21 protein-coding genes and 1 riboswitch are annotated in these 17,866 nt (G+C 72.3%); of the genes, 11 read left to right on the forward strand and 10 right to left on the reverse strand.

All coding sequences use genetic code 11. The features are described 5' to 3' along the window. Positions 1 to 70: 70 nt before the first annotated feature. Positions 71 to 1,057, reverse strand: a complete 987-nt coding sequence (locus tag ABZS58_RS11765; RefSeq protein WP_354780300.1) for an NlpC/P60 family protein — start codon at positions 1,055 to 1,057, stop codon at positions 71 to 73. Positions 1,058 to 1,064: 7 nt separating this feature from the next. Beyond that, positions 1,065 to 1,210: riboswitch (cyclic di-AMP (ydaO/yuaA leader) on the reverse strand. Between the two features lie 375 nt (positions 1,211 to 1,585). Beyond that, the gene (locus tag ABZS58_RS11770; RefSeq protein WP_354780302.1) at positions 1,586 to 2,254 is read right to left on the reverse strand and encodes a helix-turn-helix domain-containing protein; all 669 of its coding nucleotides are present in this window, start codon (positions 2,252 to 2,254) and stop codon (positions 1,586 to 1,588) included. A 50-nt stretch (positions 2,255 to 2,304) separates the two neighbouring features. On the opposite strand from ABZS58_RS11770, the gene ABZS58_RS11775 reads away from it, so the two are divergent. Continuing rightward, positions 2,305 to 3,027, forward strand: a complete 723-nt coding sequence (locus tag ABZS58_RS11775) for a DUF899 family protein (RefSeq protein ID WP_354780304.1) — start codon at positions 2,305 to 2,307, stop codon at positions 3,025 to 3,027. Positions 3,028 to 3,033: 6 nt separating this feature from the next. Here the strand turns inward: ABZS58_RS11775 and deoC are convergent, their stop codons facing one another. The 3 genes from deoC to ABZS58_RS11790 form a co-directional block, all read right to left on the reverse strand. Next, on the reverse strand, positions 3,034 to 3,741 hold the full coding sequence (deoC, locus tag ABZS58_RS11780) for a deoxyribose-phosphate aldolase (RefSeq protein ID WP_354780305.1): 708 nt from the start codon (positions 3,739 to 3,741) through the stop codon (positions 3,034 to 3,036). Next, the gene (locus tag ABZS58_RS11785) at positions 3,738 to 4,463 is read right to left on the reverse strand and encodes a GntR family transcriptional regulator (RefSeq protein WP_354780307.1); all 726 of its coding nucleotides are present in this window, start codon (positions 4,461 to 4,463) and stop codon (positions 3,738 to 3,740) included. Before ABZS58_RS11785 ends, deoC begins: the two co-directional genes overlap by 4 nt. 385 nt (positions 4,464 to 4,848) lie before the next feature. Beyond that, the gene (locus tag ABZS58_RS11790; RefSeq protein ID WP_354780309.1) at positions 4,849 to 6,069 is read right to left on the reverse strand and encodes a hypothetical protein; all 1,221 of its coding nucleotides are present in this window, start codon (positions 6,067 to 6,069) and stop codon (positions 4,849 to 4,851) included. 73 nt (positions 6,070 to 6,142) lie between these two features. Here ABZS58_RS11790 and ABZS58_RS11795 point away from each other — a divergent pair, with 73 nt between their 5' ends. Further along, positions 6,143 to 6,313 (forward strand): hypothetical protein, encoded by a 171-nt coding sequence (locus tag ABZS58_RS11795; RefSeq protein WP_354780311.1) that lies wholly within the window; start codon positions 6,143 to 6,145, stop codon positions 6,311 to 6,313. A 358-nt stretch (positions 6,314 to 6,671) separates the two neighbouring features. Further along, positions 6,672 to 7,190: a hypothetical protein gene (locus ABZS58_RS11800; RefSeq protein WP_354780313.1), complete on the forward strand. Its 519-nt coding sequence runs from the start codon at positions 6,672 to 6,674 to the stop codon at positions 7,188 to 7,190. Here the strand turns inward: ABZS58_RS11800 and ABZS58_RS11805 are convergent. Beyond that, the gene (locus ABZS58_RS11805) at positions 7,180 to 7,533 is read right to left on the reverse strand and encodes a hypothetical protein (RefSeq protein ID WP_354780315.1); all 354 of its coding nucleotides are present in this window, start codon (positions 7,531 to 7,533) and stop codon (positions 7,180 to 7,182) included. The genes ABZS58_RS11800 and ABZS58_RS11805 overlap by 11 nt on opposite strands. Positions 7,534 to 7,603: 70 nt before the next feature. Here ABZS58_RS11805 and ABZS58_RS11810 point away from each other — a divergent pair, with 70 nt between their 5' ends. Together ABZS58_RS11810 and ABZS58_RS11815 are read left to right on the forward strand one after the other, a co-directional pair. Further along, positions 7,604 to 8,065, forward strand: coding sequence for a GtrA family protein (locus tag ABZS58_RS11810; RefSeq protein WP_354780317.1), 462 nt, complete (start codon positions 7,604 to 7,606; stop codon positions 8,063 to 8,065). A 44-nt stretch (positions 8,066 to 8,109) separates the two neighbouring features. After that, positions 8,110 to 8,292: a hypothetical protein gene (locus ABZS58_RS11815; protein WP_354780319.1), complete on the forward strand. Its 183-nt coding sequence runs from the start codon at positions 8,110 to 8,112 to the stop codon at positions 8,290 to 8,292. A gap of 56 nt (positions 8,293 to 8,348) precedes the next feature. Here the strand turns inward: ABZS58_RS11815 and ABZS58_RS11820 are convergent, their stop codons facing one another. Continuing rightward, complete coding sequence (locus tag ABZS58_RS11820) at positions 8,349 to 9,236, reverse strand: LysR family transcriptional regulator (protein WP_354780321.1); 888 nt, start codon at positions 9,234 to 9,236, stop codon at positions 8,349 to 8,351. Between the two features lie 83 nt (positions 9,237 to 9,319). On the opposite strand from ABZS58_RS11820, the gene ABZS58_RS11825 reads away from it, so the two are divergent. The 4 genes from ABZS58_RS11825 (at position 9,320) to ABZS58_RS11840 (ending at position 13,251) form a co-directional block, all read left to right on the forward strand. Beyond that, positions 9,320 to 10,000, forward strand: coding sequence for an alpha/beta hydrolase (locus ABZS58_RS11825; RefSeq protein WP_354780323.1), 681 nt, complete (start codon positions 9,320 to 9,322; stop codon positions 9,998 to 10,000). Continuing rightward, the gene (locus ABZS58_RS11830; RefSeq protein WP_354780325.1) at positions 9,997 to 10,791 is read left to right on the forward strand and encodes an LLM class flavin-dependent oxidoreductase; all 795 of its coding nucleotides are present in this window, start codon (positions 9,997 to 9,999) and stop codon (positions 10,789 to 10,791) included. Before ABZS58_RS11825 ends, ABZS58_RS11830 begins: the two co-directional genes overlap by 4 nt. A gap of 63 nt (positions 10,792 to 10,854) precedes the next feature. Next, complete coding sequence (locus tag ABZS58_RS11835) at positions 10,855 to 11,541, forward strand: FKBP-type peptidyl-prolyl cis-trans isomerase (RefSeq protein ID WP_354780327.1); 687 nt, start codon at positions 10,855 to 10,857, stop codon at positions 11,539 to 11,541. Positions 11,542 to 11,652: 111 nt separating this feature from the next. Then, complete coding sequence (locus ABZS58_RS11840; RefSeq protein WP_354780329.1) at positions 11,653 to 13,251, forward strand: M28 family metallopeptidase; 1,599 nt, start codon at positions 11,653 to 11,655, stop codon at positions 13,249 to 13,251. Between the two features lie 37 nt (positions 13,252 to 13,288). On the opposite strand, the gene uppS is transcribed toward ABZS58_RS11840, so the two are convergent. The 3 genes from uppS to ABZS58_RS11855 all read right to left on the reverse strand — a co-directional run bounded on the left by uppS (position 13,289) and on the right by ABZS58_RS11855 (position 15,252). Further along, entirely contained in the window at positions 13,289 to 14,071 is a 783-nt protein-coding gene (gene uppS, locus ABZS58_RS11845; RefSeq protein ID WP_354780331.1) for a polyprenyl diphosphate synthase, read from the reverse strand. Between the two features lie 52 nt (positions 14,072 to 14,123). Next, on the reverse strand, positions 14,124 to 14,342 hold the full coding sequence (locus ABZS58_RS11850; RefSeq protein WP_354780333.1) for a hypothetical protein: 219 nt from the start codon (positions 14,340 to 14,342) through the stop codon (positions 14,124 to 14,126). Positions 14,343 to 14,418: 76 nt separating this feature from the next. Next, complete coding sequence (locus ABZS58_RS11855; protein WP_354780335.1) at positions 14,419 to 15,252, reverse strand: SDR family NAD(P)-dependent oxidoreductase; 834 nt, start codon at positions 15,250 to 15,252, stop codon at positions 14,419 to 14,421. Positions 15,253 to 15,378: 126 nt separating this feature from the next. Here ABZS58_RS11855 and ABZS58_RS11860 point away from each other — a divergent pair, with 126 nt between their 5' ends. Both ABZS58_RS11860 and ABZS58_RS11865 read left to right on the forward strand, forming a co-directional pair. Continuing rightward, positions 15,379 to 15,966: a TetR/AcrR family transcriptional regulator gene (locus ABZS58_RS11860; RefSeq protein ID WP_354780337.1), complete on the forward strand. Its 588-nt coding sequence runs from the start codon at positions 15,379 to 15,381 to the stop codon at positions 15,964 to 15,966. Between the two features lie 105 nt (positions 15,967 to 16,071). Continuing rightward, positions 16,072 to 17,862 carry a hypothetical protein gene (locus ABZS58_RS11865; protein ID WP_354780339.1) on the forward strand — a complete coding sequence of 597 codons (1,791 nt, stop codon included), beginning with the start codon at positions 16,072 to 16,074 and terminating at the stop codon, positions 17,860 to 17,862. Positions 17,863 to 17,866 lie beyond the last annotated feature (4 nt).

Here is a 17,866-nt window from a genome sequence, read left to right on the forward strand (position 1 = left end):
GGGGCGGCGGAACGGCGGGCGCCCCACCTCAACGGGGGAGAGGTGGGGCGCCGTCTGTGCCGATCGAGGGTCAGCCCGGGCGGCCGTAGCCGTAGAGGCTGTCGATGTCGATCGGGGCAACCTTCACGACGGTGCGGCTGTTGGGGGCGTGGATGATCTGGTTGTTGCCGATGTAGATGCCCACGTGGCCGAGGCCGTTGTAGAAGACGAGGTCGCCGGGGACCAGCTGGCTGCGGGAGATGTGGCGGACCTTGCCCCATTGCTGGGCGGCGTTGTGCGGCAGGGACACCCCGGCGGCTTTCCAGGCCATCATGGTCAGGCCGGAGCAGTCGAAGGTGTTCGGGCCGGCGGCGCCCCAGACGTACTTCTTGCCGAGCTGGGCCCAGGCGTAGTTGACGGCCTTGCCCGCGTTGCCGGAGACGGCCGGGGGCTTGCCCGGGTTCGTCGCCGGGGCCGTGGTCTTGGGTTTCGCGGCGGCTGCCGCGGCTGCCTCGGCCTTGGCCTGCAGGGTGTCGAGACGCTTGATGTCGCCCTCGATCTTCTTGCGGCGGGTGGCCAGCTCGGTCTTCTGCTGGCTTTGCGCGGCGAGGGTGTCGTTGAGGCGGCGCTGCTCGGCGTCGAAGGTGCCCTTGGCCGTGCTGTACGCGGCCAGGTCGCGCTGCTGGCTGCGGGAGATCTCCTGCAGCGTGCCGACGCGGCCGGTGAAGGCGTCCGTCGAGGTCGCGCCGAGCATGAGCGACAGGGTGCCGAGGTTGCCGCCGGTCTTGTAGGCGTTGACGGCGAACGCGGCGGCGTCGTGCTGGGCGGCGTCGAGGTCGGCCTGCAGCGGCACCAGGTCGGCCTGCAGCTTGGCGATGGCCGCCTGGGTGGCATCGAGGTCGCCGTTGACCTTGTTGTACTGCTCGACGACGAGCTCGACCTCGTTGTTGCCCTTGTCGATCTGGGCCTGGAGCTCTTCCGGGGTCGGGTCCGCGCGTGCGGCACTGGCGGGGGCGATGAGCGCCGCCACCGCAAGCGCGACGACCGCGGTGCGCATGGTCGTGCGTCCGTTGAACACGGGACAGTCCTTCTTCGCGGACCGCCTACCGGGTTAGCTGACGGATTCGGGCGAGAAGAAGGCGCGCCCTACCGCGCCCCGGTGTGGCGGGCGCGGATTCACCCCATGGGACAAACCCCGGATGGTTCCCCGGCTCATCGGCGAACGCCCGGACAGCAGGCGCGGCCGACGACTCGGCGGCGGCTGCCCGGGCCGCCCCGGCGGGGCGACGACGTCCGACAGCCAGCACAAACGTAACGGCGCGGAAGAGCAAAGGGGCTCGATCTAAGGCGGACTTAACGCAGACCCAAGGCGGCCCTGCGGACGACCCCTCGCAATTCGACACATTTGCAAATGCCGTACTGGTTCTGGCCCGTACGGGTTCCGCTGGAACCGCCCGAGGCAGGCGATCCTGCTCCTCGACGTGACGTTCGCCGACGGCACCCACCAGGTGCGTCGCCGGGCGTCACCCTGTCACGGCGGTGATGAGCAGCGTGACGTACAGGACGGACAGGACGACGGTCACGGGTCCATCCTCGCCGCCGGTGGTCACACCGGCGGGGTGTAGAGCGCCACGATCGAGGCGACGGCGGCGCGGTCGCCGTCGATGTCCGCGGCGTCCAGGTCCACGCCCTCGAAGAGGATCCCGCACCACGTGGTCGAGTCCGCGGTGACGGTCGCCGCGGGGTTCGCGATCGTGCCCGTCCGCACGTGTACGGCGCCGCCGTCGGTGACCGTGTGGAAGCTGTGCACCGGCGGGCCCGCCCGGCGTGCGTCGCGCCGGTCGTGCAGGTGAAGCACGACCGGCGGGACCGTCGCCCGGACCGGCGGCGCCATGGTCCGCATGGCGACGACGACCGCGTCGGGGGTCATGCCGCCCTTGGTGCCCGGGTCGGGGCCGGCGGAATACCAGCGGCCGAGCGACCCCAGGACCTGCTCCAGCCCGCGGCCCCACTCGGTGGCGACATACGCGGGGGTGCGGGCGAGGTCCGTCAGGACGACGTGGTCGACGATCCCGGCCTGCCGCAGGGACCGCAGCCGGTCGGTGAGCACCGCCGGGGTGATGCCGCGGACGGACTCCTGCAGGTCGGCGAAGCGTTTCGGGCCGAGGATCAGCTCCCGCACGACGATCAGCGACCACCGGTCGCCGACGAGGTCGAGCGCGTTCGCGGCCCGGCATGCGTCGCCGTGGTCGCCGTAGCTCTGCCGGATCGGCACCGTCGCCTCGCTCTGTTCAACCGAGTACCAACTATGTTAAAGATAGCAGCATGACGTCTTCGCGTGCCGTGCCGCCCGCCCCTGCCGTCGTCGACCGCGAGACCTGGCTGCGTGCGCGGGAAGCGCTGCTGGCCCGCGAGAAGGCGCACACGCGTGAGGGCGACGCGATCGCCGCTGCCCGCCGTCGCCTGCCGATGGTGGAGGTCACCCCGATCTCCCTGGCCGGCGCGGGCGGCCCGACGCCGTTCGCGGACATCTTCCAGGGCCGCGACCAGCTCGTCGTCTACAAGCACATGTGGCACCTGGACAAGCCGTTCGAGGAGCAGTGCGAGGGCTGCACCGCCTCCATCTGGGACTTCCAGAACGCCGCGTACCTCAACGAACGCGGCATCTCCTTCGCCGTCTTCGCTGAGGGGCCGTACTACCAGCTGGCCCCGTTCCGGGAGTTCATGGGCTACACGCACCCGTGGTACTCCACGTACGGCGTCGGCGACCCGGCCTACGCCGGCGGCGGCATCATCGCCTGCTACCTGCGCCGCGACGACCGGTTCTTCCTCACGTACGAGACGACCGACCGCGGCGTCGAGGCCATCATGGCGTCGCACAAGCTCCTGGACATGACGGTCTACGGCCGGCAGGAGACCTGGGAGTCCTCGCCCGAGGGCTGGCCGCGGGAACCGACGTACACGCGCTGGCGCCGCGACGGCCGCCCCGTGCCCCAGTGGACCCGCCCGGGCGTGACACCCGTCGCGAGCGCGGAGCAGCCGCACTGACGACGTTCAGTAGGTGCCGGAGGGCGCTGGATCCGGGACGGGAGCGGGGCGTTCGCCGCGTTCGCGGGCGGCGAGGTCGTCCAGGATCGTCTCGGTGGCGGTGGCGCCGAACCGGGTGGCCCCCGCCTCGTGCAGGGTCAGCAGCGTGTCGAGGGTCCGGACCCCGCCTGCCGCCTTCACCCGGACGGCCGGGGAGACGGTGGCCCGCATCAGCTGGATGTCGGCGAGGGTGGCGCCGCCCGGGGCGAAGCCGGTGCTGGTCTTCACGAAGTGCGCGCCGGCCTCCTCGGCCAGCCGGCAGCCGGTGATCTTCTCCGCGTCGGTGAGGTAGGCGTTCTCGAGGATCACCTTCACGACGCGGCCCTGGGCGGCGGCGACCACGGAGGCGATGTCGTCGTGGACGTAACGGTCGTCGCCGTCGCGGAGCCGGCCGATGTGCAGGACCATGTCGATCTCGTCGGCGCCGGCCTCGACGAGCGCCCGGGTCTCGGCCACCTTGACGGCGCTCAGCGTGTCGCCGTGCGGGAAGCCGGTCACGGTGCCGACGAGGACGCCCGTGCCGGCGAGGGCGGTCACGGCGAGCGGCACGTCGGACGGGCGGACGCAGACCGAGGCGACGTCGCGGCGGGCCGCGATCTCGCAGCCGCGCACGACGTCCGCGGTGGTCAGTTCGGGACGCAGCAGGGAGTGGTCGATCATCTTGGCGACGTTCATGACGGTGCTCCGGTCTGGGGAGGTTGCACGTCGAAGGTGACCCGCAGCGCGTAGCGGGACCCGACGTAGCGGCTGACGGTGTACTCCAGCGGCGCCGAGTGCTGGTCGACGATGAGCCGGGTCTCGACGAGCAACGGCTCGGCCGCGGGCACGTTGAGACGGTCGCCGTCGGGTCCGGCCGGCTGGGCGGTGAGGGTCGAGGAGCCCAGCGTGGGGCGCAGCCCGAGGTCGTTCAGCGCGCGGTGCAGGGACCCGCCCTCCAGGTCGGCGTCGAGCAACGCGGTCAGGTGGGCCGGGAAGGCGGCGTACTCCACCGCGAGGGGCGTCCCGTCGGCCATCCGCACCCGCACGATCGAGACCACGCGGGGCGCCGCCGCGGTCAGCCGCAGCGCCGCGGCCTCGTCCGCCGACGCCGCCCGGACCTCCGCCTCGACGACCCGCGACGACGGCGTGCGTCCCCAGCTGCGGACCTGGTCCTGGAAGCTCATCAGCGTGCCGGCGGCGCGCTGCGCGGGCCGCTGCCGCACGTACGTGCCGCGGCCCTGGATGCGCTCGATCAGCCCGTCCGCCTCGAGCGCGTTGAGCGCGGCCCGCATGGTCATCCGCGCGACCCCGAACTCCTCGGCGAGCACCGACTCCGCCGGCAGCGCGTCGCCCGGTGCCGCCCGGTCCAGCCGCGCCCGCAGCTCCCGCTCGATCCGCACGTACAGCGGCGTCTTCACCAGCGTATCCTCCAGGTCTCCTAGACAACCTAGATGTTGCCGCGGCCGCCGGCAAGCGCCCGCCCTTCGGCGCTCGCCGGCCCGGGCAGGGCACGATCGCCCCGGCCGCGGCGCTGGTCACAATCGGGCCGGCGTTGGTCGCCATCGGGCTGCGGCAGAAGCCCGTCCGGACGCTCGCGGTGCCACGCCGGCCGTCAGTGGCACCCTGCCCGCCGGCCGCCCGCCGGGACATCCCTGCCGGTCACCGCCCGCGTGCTGGTCCCCGTGCCGCTGCCGGTCCGCATCCCGTTCGCCGGAGCCGGTCGCCGGCGACCCCTCCCCGCACTGATCGTTTCCGGTCAGACCGTCGGCTGGAGCGTCCACCTCGTCGTGGCGGAGGGCGTCGTCAGACGAGCGACGCCCCACCGCCCGACCCGGCCTGCCCTCGTCCGGCGAGGATCTCGATCGCCTCGTCGACGCGGCCCTGCCGGATCAGCAGCTCCGCGACGGTGGTGCCGGCGTCATGGTCGCGGCGGCCCGGCCACAGCAGCGCGATCGCCTCGTCCCAGCGCCCGGCGTCCGCGAGCAGCTCGGCGGCGTAGCCGCGGTGGTGCTCGGGCAGGGTCTGCAGATAGGCGTCGTCGAGGCGGCCGAGGGCGTGCAGCAGAAAGGTCCGCAGCGACATCAGGTCCAGGTCAGGGCGTGTGACAAGGTTGTCGACGATCGACAAGGCCTCCTCGGCGCGGCCCGCCCGGACCAGCGGCGCCACCAGACCGTCGAGATACTGCTCCGGGTCCTGCGTCGCGAACGGGCGCATCAGCTCGACCGCCTCGCCGGCCCGGTCGTGGCGGGTCAGCAGGTCCGCCAGCTGGTGCACCGCGAACGCCTCACCGGCGGTCACCAGCGGCCACAACACCTTCGCCGCCTCGTCGACCTGACCCTGCCGGTCCAGCAGCGCCGCGAGGCGATGGACCGCGGCCGGGTGGCCGCTCTCGGCGGCGAGCCGCACGAGGCCCGCCTGGTCGTGCCGCGCCAGCAGATCGGCAAGGTGCTCGAGTGCGTCCACGGACGGGTCCGCCGCGCGCAGCACCGCTGCCGCCTCGCTCACGTGACCCTGCCGCTCCAGCACCGCAGCCAGCGCCACCGATGCGTCAGCGGCCTCCCTGAGCAGGGCGGCCACCTCGGCGTCACGCCCGTGGCCCTCGCTGAGGCGCACCAGGGCGGCGGCGGACGACGGGTCGTGCAGCCGCGGCCGCAGCAGCTCGATCACGTCGTCGACGCGCCCCAGCCGGGCCAGCAGCTCTCCCGTGCACCGCACGGCGTCCGGGTCGCCCGCCACGGCGAACGGGCGGACCAGGTCGACGCCCGCCTCGCCCTGCACGGCCGCGATCCGCGCCACCGCCGGCGTGAACGCGCCGGGCGCCACGAACGGCCGGTACACGCCGAGCGCGCCGTCCACGTCACCGCGGGCCAGCAGCTCGGCCCCGAGCGCGTCGGCGCAGTCCCAGTCACCGGCGTCCGCCATGCGGCGCAGCACGTCCAGCTGCCCATGCCGCGTCAGCAGCGACACGACGGTGCTCGCGCCGGGCGTCGAATCCCTGTACAGCAACTCCTGCGGCTCCCGCATGCATGCAATCGTAGAAGTGTCGCGGGACCGCCACCCACCGCGGTCGTGAAGATTCCGTGCGGGCGGCGCCGAAATGCGTGGCACACAGGCGCAGCGGCTGTGGGACGAACCCCGCTTCCAGGGCGCTCACGTGCTGCACCGCCGGATCCCCGACGCCGCGCACTTCCCGTGGGTGGAGCAGCCGTCGGCGGTGCGGGCGGCCTTCCACGAGCTCGCCGGAAAATGTCGGTGGGTCTCCATATGATCCCGCCAGGCGGGGCGATGGGGGTGCACGGTGACGGGCGGACCGTTTGCGGCGTTGGACAGCTGGCGGCTGATCCGCCGGTATGCGGTGCCCGACTGGATGATCGCGGAGTGCACCGACGCGAGGGAGCGCGGCGACTGGCGGGCGGCGTGCTCGGCGGCCCGGGTCACGGTGACGTTCGACGACGCCCGGCCGGTCGTGGGGCTCCTCGCCGGGTTCGCGCCCCGCGCTTCCGACCAGGCCGGCGGTCAGGCTCACGGCCGAGCTCGCATCCGGTGTCGCGGCCGGGGTTGCAGCCGAGTTCCCGGCCGGGGTCGCAGGCGAGCTTCCGGCTGGGTTCGCGGGGGAGCGGTTCCGGGTGCGGTGCGGCGGGGGCTGGCACTGGATCGTGTTGCGGGGTGGGCACCGCCTCGAGGTGCCCCACCACACCGAGGACGAGCGGCGGCGGGAGCTCGCGCTGCGGGCGTTCGGCGGGACGATCGGCGGCTGCTTCAAGGCCGAGACCGCCTGGCACGGCGGCGAGGGCGTCGTGCCTTCCCGCCTGCGCGCGCACCGGCGCGACCTGTGGCGCAGGATCGGGCACGGCGGCGCCAGGGTGGTCACGGCCCTGCTCGACGCGGGCATGGACCCACACATCCGTGACGGACGGGGCCGGACCCTGCTGCACCACATCCACCGGCTCGAACACGCCACCCTGCTGCCCCGCCTGCTCGCCGCGGGGCTCGACGTCAATGCTGTCTGCAGGCGCGGGTACACGCTCATGTGCGAGGCGGTGGCCCATTCGGCGCCTGACGACCTGCTGACGGCGCTGAACGACGCGGGCGCGGTGCCCCGCCTGTCGCTGCCGGACCCGCGCGGCTGGCCGGTTACCGGGTGAGCTTGACGATGTATTCGGTGTCGTTGTGGTGGCCCTCGAACTCCATGAAGTCCCCGGCCACGAAGGTCCAGCCGCCTGCGGCGATGAGCGTGCGCAGCTTCTCGATCGGGATCCGCACGGCGTCGTCGGGCACGGCCCACTCCTCGATCGACTCACGCGCGCGTTCCTCGAGTGCCTCGACCGTCGCGATCTCCCCCGGGTCGGGCTCGGCGCCGGTGTGCGGCTGCCACTCGCCCTCGGTGACCCGGCGCATCAGCTCGGCGTCCGTCGCCTCGGCGCCGTCGATGTCGTCGTCCCAGTCATGCTCGAAGTAGCTGAACATCAGCATCAGGGTCTCGGCCACGCCGATGATCGTAGGCCTGGACGCAGCGAATTCACCGAACCGTTCAGCCGGTGGCTGTATGGTCACCGCCGTGGCGGGGAGATTGCTGGTGGTGTGGCGGCATCCGGTCGTCCGGTTCCTCGCGTTCGCGGGGCTCGGGTTCGGGTTCGACGTCGGGCTGCTGCTGGTGTTGAAGTACTCGACGCCACTGCCGGCGTTCGCCTGTGTGACGATCGCGTTCTGGGCGACGTATGCCGTGAATTTCGTGCTGAACCGGTACTTCACCTTCGACGCGGGTCATCGGGCGGTGGGGCCGCAGGTCGCGCGGTTCGTGGTGCAGGTGCTCGGGGACTATGCGCTCACCGTCGGGGCGGTGCTCGGACTGCAGGAGCTCGGTGTGCATCTCGCGATCGCCCGGGTCGTCGCCGGTGGGTGCACGCTCGTCTTCAACTACGTGCTGTACCGGTGGTGGACGTTCCGCCGCCCCGCGCGGGAGACCGGGGCGCCGGCGGATGTGGTTGGCGCCGGCGACGAGCGGGTATCCCCACACTGAACGGACGTCGACTGGGATATGGGAGGCCGGCCATGTTGCCGAAGATGATCGCTCGGTGGGCGGTTGCCGCGATCGCGGTGCCGCTGGCGATCGCCGGGGCCAAGAAGGTCAGCGACCGGATCGAGGCGCGACGCGGATCGACGCGGGCCAGCCGGCTGCTGCGGCGTGGCGTGTCCACCGCCGAGCGGCTCACCGGCCGCCGGAAGCGCCGCCGGCTCGCCTGGTAACCGGCGCAAGGGGCGAGCCCTGGCCACACGTCACGTGGGGCGAGCGCGGCACGATGTCAGGCGGGGCGGTAGGCGGACGTGATGTCCAGGGCGAGTTCGATGGCGCGGGCCGCGAGCGGTGAATGCGTGCGGCCCGCCTGCCACAGCAGGTAGATCTCCCGTGGCGGGAACGGCGGGTGCAGCGCATGCACCGACAGCGTCGCATCGTGGACAGGGCCGTCGAGGACCAGCCGCGGCAGGATCGCCGAGCCGATCCCCGCTCGTACCATCGACAGGACCGCATCGTTGCCGGCCGTGCGGAACACGATGCGGGGCTGGACGCCGGCGCGGGCCAGGGTGTCCTCCACGCGGGGCTGGTCGCAGACCGGCGGCCAGGCGACCATCGGGGCCCGGTGCAGCGCGGTCAGCGGCACGGGACCCGGCGGGAAGTCGCCGCGGCGGGCGACCAGGACATACGGGTCGTCGAGGAGCTTGCGGTGCTCGACGTCGCCGTCGACGCGGCCGTCGAAGAACATGAGGTCGACGGCGTCGAGCCGCGGCGGGTCGGTCTCCTCCTCGAACAGCCGGATGTCGCAGGCCGGATACTCCTCGCGCAGGCGGCGGACGAGCAGCGGCAGGACCGCGGTCGACAGGCTCTGGAAGGTGCCGATGTCGACGCGTCCCTCACCGGCCCGGAACCGGTCGAGGGCGTCGGTCATCGCCCGCGTCCGGGCGAGCAGGTCACGGGCGTGGGCGAGGACCACCTGGCCGAGCGGGGTGAGGCGCACCGGCTTCGGTCCGCCGGGACGGTCGAACACGGCGCCGCCGACGGCCTTCTCCAGGCCTGCGATCTGCTGGCTGACCGTCGACTGGGTGTAGCCGAGGCGGGCGGCGGCCCGGCTGAACGAGCCCTGGTCGACGACCGCGGCCATCGCGGCGAGATGGCGCAGCTCGACATCGGACATGGTCCAAGAGTATCGCCGAAAGCGATCGACGCAATCGAAAACGATCGCTTTCCGGCATGGAGCACCGCGCATAGCGTGGACGCATGAGCACGTTCGTACTGATCCACGGCGGGGGAGACTCGGCCTGGTCCTGGCACCTCGTCGCCGCCGGACTGCGGGCCCGCGGCCACGACGTCGTCGCACCGGACCTGCCCGCCGACGACGACACCGCCGACCTGACCACCTACGCCGACGCCGTGGTCGCGGCCGTCGGGGACCGGACGCACGTGGTCGTCGTCGGGCACTCGTTCGGCGCGTTCACCGCGCCGCTCGTCGCGGACCGGCTCGGCGCCGACGCGCTCGTGCTCGTCGCCGGGATGATCCCCGTGCCGGGCGAGCGGCCCGCCGACTGGGGCAGCGGCGCCGGCTACCAGGACGCGGTCCGTGAGCAGGCCGCGCGCGACGGCGGGCTGACCGGCAGCGACGACCCGGACGTCATGTTCTACCACGACGTACCCCGCGACCTGGCCGGGCAGATGCGGCGCCGGGAACGCGCGCACCCGTCGGAGACGGCGATGGCGAAGCCGTGGCCCCTCGACCGGTGGCCGGACGTACCGACGCGATTCGTGCTGTGTGCGCAGGACCGCTGGTTCCCGCCCGGCCTGTTCCGGAAGCTGGCGCCGGAGCGGCTCGGCATCGTCCCCGACGAGATCGACGCCGGGCACTGCGTGGCGCTCAGCCGCCCCGTCGAGCTGGCGGAGCTCCTGGACGGGTACACGGCATGACCAGGAAGGCGATCTGGCTGCCGCTGTTCGACGAGCTGTCCGACCCGCTGGTCGTCGCGAGCCTCGCGGCGCAGGCGGAGGAGGCCGGCTGGGACGGATGCTTCGTCTGGGACCACATCCGGTGGGGCGCGCCCGTCCAGCGGCTCGCCGACCCGTGGATCACCCTCGCCGCGGTCGCCGCCGGCACCGAACGGCTGCGGATCGGGCCGATGGTCACCCCGCTGCCGCGGCGCCGGCCGGCCAAGGTCGCCCGGGAGACCGCCACCCTCGACCGGCTCAGCGGCGGCAGGCTCACCCTCGGCGTCGGCATCGGCGGTGACCGGTTCGGCGGCGAGTTCTCGAAGTTCGGCGAGCAGACCGACGACCGGGCGCGCGGCCAGATGCTCGACGAGGCCCTGGGGATCCTCACCGCCGCGTGGTCCGGCGACCCCGTACATCACCATGGGGCGCACTACGTCGTCGACGACGTGACGTTCCTGCCGCGGCCGGTGCAGCGACCAGGGGTGCCGGTATGGGTGGCGGCCATGCCCGGCAGCGTGCAGCCGCTGCGGCGGGCGGCCAGGTATCAGGGGTACTTCCCGGTCAACCTGCGGCACGCCGACCAGCTGGCGGAAGCCCTCGCCACGATGCCGGCGCCGGAAGGGCCGTTCGACGTCGCGGTCGAGCTCCCACCCGGCGGCGACCCCGGCCCGTACGTGCGGGCGGGCGCCACCTGGCTGCTGTCGGAGCTCGATCCCGTCGGCCTGACCGCCGACCGCGTCCGTGGGGTGGTCCGCGCCGGCCCGCCGTGACTCACAGCAGGTTCAGATCGGGACACAGTGGTCAGCCGCAGATCACCGCCGTATGGTGTTGCGGTGACCGAACGTGTGGCGACCTCGCAGCGCGGCGCAGCGAACAAGCGCGCTGCCAGCACCCAGTTGGACAAGGCCGAGAAGCGTGCCGCGGCGAAGGCCGCCCGGGCGAAGGCGGCCGCGGCGGAGAAGCGCAAGCGGATGCTGGGCATCGTCGGCTCCGCGCTCGCCGTCCTGCTGATCATCGTCGGGATCGCCTGGTATGCGCGGTCCGGCGACCCGTCGACGCCCGCCGCCGGCACGAACAGCGAGGCCTCCGCGCCGGGGGCGGACACCCCGTCGCAGGTCGCCGCGTTCCCGCCACTGCCCGTGGACGCCGACCCGGCGCTCGGCACCAAGCCGACCCCCACGGCCGGGACCGGCACCGTGTCGAAGCTCGTGGTCACCACGCTGATCGAGGGCAAGGGCCCGGCCGCGAAGTCGGGGCAGACCGTCACCGTGAACTACGTCGGTGTCACCTACGCCGACGGCAAGGAGTTCGACTCGTCCTGGAAGCGCTCGCAGCCGCTGGAGTTCCAGCTCGACACCGGCGGCGTCATCCCGGGCTGGGACCAGGGCCTGCAGGGCGTCAAGATCGGCAGCCGGGTCCAGCTCGACATCCCGGCCTCGCTGGCGTACGGCGACAACCCGGGCAACGGCGCCCCCGGCGGCACCCTGCGCTTCGTCGTGGACATGCTCGGCGCCAAGTAGCCGCGGACGCGCCTACACATGGCGCGAAATCGGACATGCATCAACTACCGCCGATCTTCGAGTCTGCATACAGTCCTCCCCTGTACCTCGACGAGGAGGGGAGAGCACAACGTGCTTCGCAGATTCGTGGGCGCGGCGACCGTCGCGGTTCTGGTGGGGGCGGCCGGGCTCGTCGCGCCGGCACCCGCCAGCGCCGGCGGCGGTCCCGGTATCAGTACACCGAAACAGCTGACCAAGGCCGTGACGCTGCCCGGCGTCCTGCGGCACCTGCTCGCACTGCAACTGATCGGCGACCTCAGCGGCGGCAACCGCGCCTCCGGCACCCCGGGCCACAAGCGCAGCGTCGACTACGTCGCCGCCGCCCTGCAGCACGCCGGCTACCAGGTCACCCGGCAGCCGTTCCAGTTCAACTTCTGCGAGGAGGACAGCTCGGCGTTCGCGCAGACCGCGCCGACGCCTTCGACGTACGTCGAAGGCACCGACTACGACGTCATGACCTGCTCAGGCTCCGGCGACGTCACCGCGGCGGTCGTGCCCGTCGACCTGAACCTGGTCGCGCCGCGCGTCGCCGTCACCTCCGGCTGCGAGGCGGCCGACTTCACCGCCGCCGTCGTGGGGAAGATCGCGCTCATGCAACGCGGCGGGTGCCCGTTCGGTGCCAAAGCCGCCAACGCCGAAGCGGCTGGCGCTGTCGGCGCGATCGTCATGAACCAGGGCAACGGCGACCCGGTCACCGCACCCGACCGGTATTCGCTGCTGCTCGGCACCCTCGGCGCGCCCGTCGGCATCCCCGCGATCGGAGTGTCCTACGCGACCGGCGAGGCGTTCTCCACCACGCCCGGGCTCACCGTCCACCTCACCACGTCGACGACGGCCGAGATCCGCGACACGGAGAACGTGATCGCCGAGTCGAAGACCGGCAACGCGGGCAACGTCGTCATGGCCGGCGCGCACCTGGACTCCGTGCCCGAGGGCAACGGCATCAACGACAACGGCAGCGGCAGCGCCGCCCTGCTCGAGGTCGCCCTGCAGATGGCCCGCACCAAGCCGGTGAACAAGGTCCGCTTCGCCTGGTGGGGCGCCGAGGAGGCGAGCCTCGTCGGCTCGACCTTCTACGTCAACAGCCTCACCCCGGCGCAGCAGGCGCAGATCCGGCTGTACCTCAACTTCGACATGGTCGCCTCGCCCAACTACCAGTTCGGCGTCTACGACGGCGACGACTCCGCCGCCTCGGGTGCGGGACCCGGCCCGGCCGGCTCCGCGCAGATCGAGAAGCTCTTCGAGCAGTTCTTCGCCTCCCGCGGCCAGCAGACGAACGCCGCGGACTTCACCGGCCGCTCCGACTACGGCCCGTTCATCGCCGCGGGCGTCAACATCCCGGCCGGCGGCCTCTTCACCGGCGCGGAGGTCATCAAGACCGCCGAGGACGTCGCGAAGTTCGGCGGCGTCGCGGGCGTCCCCTACGACCCCTGCTACCACAAGGCCTGCGACGACCTGTTCCGCGTCACGCAGAAGGGCGGCGACGCCGCGCTCTACGCCCAGCTGCGGCAGCAGTACACGCTGATCGGCAACATCAACACGTTCGCTCTGGACACGAACGCCGACGCGATCGCGACCGCCGTGATCACCTACGCGTTCGACACGTCCTCGATCCCGCCGCGCGCGGCTGCCCCTGCTGCCGCACGGGCTGTCTCGGCCACACTGGTGTGAGTGTTCGGGGGCGCCGGCCTTTCGGCGGCGCCCCCGTTCAGCCTCCGTACCTGCGGTGCCGGGCGGTGTATGAGCGCAGGGCGCGCAGGAAGTCGACCTCGCGGAAGCCCGGCCAGTACACGTCGCAGAAGTAGAGTTCGGAGTAGGCGGCCTGCCACAGCAGGAAGCCCGACGTCCGATGCTCGCCACTGGTCCGGATGACGAGATCCGGGTCCGGTCGGCCGCCGGTGTAGAGGTGCTGGCCGATCTGCTCAGCGGTCAACTGCTGGGCGATGTCGTCGATGGTACGACCAGCGAGCGCACCTTCTTCGAGGACCGAGCGGATGGCGGCGACGATCTCCTCCCGCCCGTCGTAGCCGATGGCGATCGTGAGGACGAACGGCGTGCCGGAGTCCCGGGTCTGCTCCTCGGCGAGCTTCAACGCGTGCCTGGTGGAGTCCGGCAGCACGTCGAGGCGACCGGCCAGGTGCACCCGCCACGGGCTGCCCGGCTGCCGCAGCCGCTCGGCCACCACCTCCTCGATCATCCGCATCAGGTTGCCGACCTCCCCGGCGTCGCGCTTGCGGACGTTGTCCACCGACGCGACGAACACGGTGATGTGCTCGATGCCGAGCCCCGCGCACCAGCGCAGGACCTCGTCGAGATGCTCCGCGCCGAACCGGTGCCCGACCCTCGCGTCGTCGAAGCCCATCTGCCGCGCCCACCGCCGGTTGCCGTCCATGACCATGGCGAGATGCCGCGGAAGGTTCGCGCCGGCCAACCGGCGGCGCAGACGACGGGCGTAGAGGGCGTACACCGCACCCTTGACGGAAGCCAGCATGACCGGATAAAAACGCCTCGCCGCGTCCGGCGCCGCCGTCTGCACGGAATCTTCACCAACCCTGCACGCGGCGGTCCCGTCGTACCCCGGCGGTGGGTTGCCGGTATCGGATGCGTTCGCGCGCCTCTTCGAGCACGCCGGCCGTGCGCCACTCCGGGTCCAGGTCGGTCACCTGAGCCGCCGTCCACGAACCCAGCGTTTCGGAGAAGGCCGCGACCACGTCACCCGGCGCGATCGCACGGGGCGGGGAGGTCTCCTTCCGCCGTGTCATGACCGGGTCGCCCCGCCGAAGTCCATGAAGCGCAACAGCACGGCGTCGGATCACCGGCCCTGCCGTCCGGCATCCCTCAGCGGGTGCCCGGGGCCGGGGTGGCGTGTTCGGCGGCGCGGCTGACCTGTTCCCAGGACGACCAGGTGTCCATGCGGCGGCGGGAGATGTCGAAGGCCAGGTCGTAGACCATGCTGCCGAGGAGCAGGCGCAGCGGAGGGTCGTCGCTGTCGACGAGGCGCAGCAGTGCCTCCGCGGCCAGGCCGGGGTCGCTGTCGACCGAGCCCTCCGCCCACTGCCGTTCCAGTTCGGCGCGCAGCGGCGCGTAGTCCTCCATGGGCGTGGTCGTGGCGATGCTGGTGTACAGGTCGGTCCAGTAGCCGCCCGGCTGCACGATGCTCACCTTGACGTCGAACGCCGCGGCCTCCAGGGCCAGGGCCTCGCTCATGCCTTCGAGGGCGAACTTGCTGGCGCTGTACATGCCGGTGCTGGGGAAGCCGCCGAGCGCGGCGATGCTGGAGATCTGCACGATGTGGCCGGAGCGCCGGGCGCGCAGGTGCGGCAGGGCCGCCTGGCTGACCCACAGCGCGCCGAAGCAGTTGACCTCGAACTGGGCCCGGGCCTGCGCCTCGGTGAACTCCTCCAGCATGCCCATGGACATGGTGCCGGCGTTGTTGACGACGATGTCGAGGCCGTCGAAGTGCGAGGCCGCGGTGTCCACGGCGGCGATGACGGCGGTGCGGTCGGTGACGTCGAGCGGCAGGGTCAGCAGCCGGTCACCGTGCCCGGCGTCGAAACCCGCACGGTCGATGGTCCGGGCCGCGGCGGCGACCCGGTCACCGCGGGACAGCGCGGCCCGGGTGAAGGCGCGGCCCAGGCCGCGGCTGGCGCCGGTGATGAACCAGGTGCGCATGAGCGTCTCCGTTCGTGTCTGGCACGAGACGAGACGGTCCGTCTCGTGTCACTCAGCACCATAGGCCACGCCGGGAACGGCGTCAAGACGAGACGGTTCGTCTCGTCACGGGGTATGATGGTGTCCATGACGCCCAGCACGGCCCGCCGGAAAGAGACCTCGCGGCGCGCCATCCTCACCGCCGCGTTCGAGCTGGTGCAGGAGGTCGGCTATGCGAAGCTCAGCATCGAGGGCATCGCCGCCCGCGCCGGCGTCGGCAAGCAGACCATCTACCGCTGGTGGCCGTCGAAGGGCGCGATCCTGCTCGAGGCCTTCCTCATCCTGAGCGAGGGCGCCGAGGGTGCGCCGCCGACGCTCCCGGACACCGGCGACCTGGAAGCGGACCTGATCGCGGTCCTGCGCGCCACGGTCGAGGAGCTCAACGACCCCCGCCTCGAGTCGCCGATGCGCGCCCTCGCCATCGAGATCACCCACGACGCCGACCTGGCCGCCGCCTACGCCGAACGCCTCGACGGCCCGCTCCGGGAGGCCAAGCGCCGGCGCCTGCGCAGCGCCCAGGAAGCGGGCCAGCTCGCCGGGGACCTCGACCTCGACGTGGCGATGGACATGATCTGGGGGCCGGTGCTCAACCGGTGGCTCTACCGCAGCGGCCCGCTCACCACCGACTACGCCGACCGGGTCGTCACCACGGCGCTCAACGGTCTGCGGCGCTGAGCCCGCAACGCCACTGCCCGGCCGCAACCGGTTTGGCATGGCCGGAGTGGGTAGTGCCCGCGCATGCCTTCGATGGTGGTGCCAGGAGAGGACCGAGCGCACGGCGTGACTGTGGCGGCGCAGGCGCAACCCGACCGCTGGTGGTTCGGGCCCGGACAGCCGACAGTACCGATCAGACCCGGCGACGAACCGGACGGCGGGCGCGCACAGACGACGCAGGGCTACGTGTGGGCGTTCACCGCCGACGAGGCCCAGCGTCACCTGTGGTGGGGGACCGCCTCCAACGCCACCGGCGGTGGCATGGCGACCCTGGCCGCGGAGTTCACCGGCGCCGGGCTCGGCGCGCCGGTGCGGCCGTGGGACGACCCGGAGAACGTCACCTGCGAGTTCGACACCTCCTACAACGCGACCCATGACGTGCCGCCGACCGAAAGCGTCGCCGGTGACGCCCTCCCGGCGCAGATCTGGCAGTACGACATCGAGACCGGCGCCGCGACCGACCGCACGCCTTCCGCCGCGCAGTGCCCGGACTTCCAGCGGCTCGCGGGCATCCGCGCGGCCGGCTCGATCGGCGACGTCGTGCTCCTCGGTGGCATCGAGACCACCACGACCGCCGGCGCGCAGGCGGGCGGCACCGTGGTGCTGCTGGCGTACAACGTGGACGGCACGTTCCTCGGCGCGCGCCGGTTCCCGGAATGGGACAACATCAAGAACTTCATCGTCGCCGGGGGGCGCCTGTACTTCGGCGTCGGACTGGCGCCGAAAGGCGGGCGGGCGCCGAAAGGTGGGCCGGGCCGGCCGACGGGCAGCGTGCAACGGTGGCGCGGCACCGCCGCCGACCCGTTCCGGTTCGAGGAGGTCGGGCTGCTGGGCAACCAGCCGAGCTACTTCACCGTCCACCGCGACCGCATCGTCACCGGCACCTGGGTCGGCACCGGCAGCAGCGAACCGGCGGGCGTCTACATCAGCCCGCCGCTGCACGAGCTCGGCCCGCAGACCCGCACCGACTGGCGGCTGGTGTTCACCGCCGCCAACCTGTTCCCCGACCCGCTGACCGCGCACTCGATGGTGTCGTTCGCGGTCGTTTCCTACGAGGGCTGGATCTACGCCACGTTCGGCATCCCGTCCGTCGCGCCGTCGCTGACCCACCACCTCGCCGCGTACCCGCAGATCCCGCGCGGCTCCGTCGCCGAGCTGGCACTCGCGTACATGCGCAGCTCACCGGGCGGGGTCGTCTACCGCATCAAGGACCCGGGCGAGGTCAACCAGCAGGTCGAGCTGCTCTACGGCGAGCACCGTTACTGGGTGTACGACCAGGACACCGGCGAGTGGGCGATGCGCGACAACCTGCTGCACCAGGAACCGCGGTTCGGCAGCGGCGGGTTCGGCAGCCGGTTCAACGACTACGTCGGCTGGGGCGCCGCCGTGTTCCGCGGGAAGCTGTACCTCGGGACGTTCAACACCGAGAAGGTGCTGCGCGACATCACGCTCAACCCCGCGACCGGCCTGCTGAACGAGGTGCTCGCCCGGCCCGTCCGGGACGTGGAGGTCACCCTGTGGCGGCAGATCGCGTCACGCCTGGTGTTCCGCGACAACCGCACCGCCGGGCAGGTGTGGGTGTTCGACGACGCCGACAGCCCGGCCCGGCCGCTGACGACCACCGGGTTCAACAACGCCTGCAACTGGGGCGTCCGCGGCGTGCTGCCCGTCGGTGACGAGCACCTGTTCTTCGGCACCAACCAGGGCTGGCAGTACCCGACGGAACCCCGCGACGGCCCGCCCCGCCGCGCCGGCTGGCAGCTGCTCAAATACGACCCAGGCGCCGCTGTCTCCGCGCCGCCGCTGTGGGAACGGGCGGCGAGGCAGCTCGCCACCGCCGCGGGGCGCCGAGGATGACGTC

It is taken from the genome of Dactylosporangium sp. NPDC005555, from assembly GCF_040605635.1.
GTDB lineage: Bacteria > Actinomycetota > Actinomycetes > Mycobacteriales > Micromonosporaceae > Dactylosporangium.